This is a genomic window from Pyramidobacter porci, assembly GCF_009695745.1.
Classification (GTDB): Bacteria; Synergistota; Synergistia; order Synergistales; family Dethiosulfovibrionaceae; genus Pyramidobacter; species Pyramidobacter porci.
The window spans coordinates 1-1,596 of sequence record NZ_VUNH01000018.1; the positions used below are offsets into that span (position 1 = coordinate 1).

1 rRNA gene is annotated in these 1,596 nt (G+C 55.2%); it reads left to right on the forward strand.

The features are described 5' to 3' along the window. Position 1 precedes the first annotated feature (1 nt). Positions 2-1,524: ribosomal RNA gene (locus FYJ74_RS11560) — 16S ribosomal RNA — on the forward strand. Positions 1,525-1,596 lie beyond the last annotated feature (72 nt).

A 1,596-nucleotide genomic window follows, 5' to 3' on the forward strand; every position in this document is an offset into this window, starting at 1 on the left:
TTTAACGGAGAGTTTGATCCTGGCTCAGGACGAACGCTGGCGGCGTGCTTAACACATGCAAGTTGAGCGGAGATGGATTGAGAGACTTCGGTTGATTGGTACATTTCAGCAGCGGACGGGTGAGTAAAGCACAAGGACTTGTCCGAAAGAGGGGGCCACCTGCGGGAAACCGGAGCTAATACCCCATAAGCCGGAAGGTGAAAGGCAGAGATGCGCTTTTGGAGAGACTTGTGTCCTATCAGGCAGTTGGTGAGGTAACGGCTCACCAAACCGAAGACGGGTAGCCGGACTGAGAGGTCGACCGGCCACATTGGAACTGAGAGACGGTCCAGACTCCTACGGGAGGCAGCAGTGGGGAATATTGGGCAATGGGCGGAAGCCTGACCCAGCGACGCCGCGTGAGGGAAGACAGCCTTCGGGTTGTAAACCTCTGTTGCAGGGGAAGAAGGAAGTGACGGTACCCTGCGAGGAAGCTCCGGCTAACTACGTGCCAGCAGCCGCGGTAATACGTAGGGAGCGAGCGTTGTCCGGAATTACTGGGCGTAAAGGGCGCGTAGGCGGCGCTTCAAGTCGTCTGTCAAATGGAAGGGCTTAACCCTTTATAGCAGACGAAACTGGAGAGCTCGAGAAGCAGAGAGGCAAATAGAATTCCTGGTGTAGCGGTGAAATGCGTAGATATCAGGAAGAATACCAGTGGCGAAGGCGATTTGCTGGCTGCGAACTGACGCTGAAGCGCGAAAGCCAGGGGAGCAAACGGGATTAGATACCCCGGTAGTCCTGGCAGTAAACGATGTATGCTGGGTGTGGGTCTAGCGATAGTTCCGTGCCGAAGTTAACGCGATAAGCATACCGCCTGGGGAGTACGGTCGCAAGATTGAAACTCAAAGGAATTGACGGGGGCCCGCACAAGCGGTGGAGCACGTGGTTTAATTCGATGCAAACCGAAGAACCTTACCTGGACTTGACATACAGGTAGTAGCGAATCGAAAGAGGAGCGAGGATGTAGCAATACATTCAGCCTGAACAGGTGCTGCATGGCTGTCGTCAGCTCGTGTCGTGAGATGTTGGGTTAAGTCCCGCAACGAGCGCAACCCCTATTGCCGGTTGCTACCAGGTAAAGCTGAGCACTCCGGCGAGACTGCCATCGACAAGATGGAGGAAGGTGGGGACGACGTCAAGTCATCATGGCCCTTATGTCCAGGGCGACACACATGCTACAATGGATGGTACAGAGAGAAGCGAAGCCGGAAGGCCAGGCCGATCCCAGAAAGCCATCCCCAGTTCGGATTGCAGTCTGCAACTCGACTGCATGAAGTTGGAATCGCTAGTAATCGCGGATCAGCCAAGCCGCGGTGAATACGTTCCCGGGCCTTGTACACACCGCCCGTCACACCATCCGAGTCGGGTGCTCTCAAAGCCGGAGGCCTAACCGCGAGGAAGGATCCGCCTAAAGAGTGTCCGGTGAGGAGGGTGAAGTCGTAACAAGGTAGCCGTACGGGAACGTGCGGCTGGATCACCTCCTTTCTAAGGAGCACCATCAGCGAACGAGAAACCAAGCTGAACGAAACAAGCTGCACGTTTGAAAAACAGAAATAC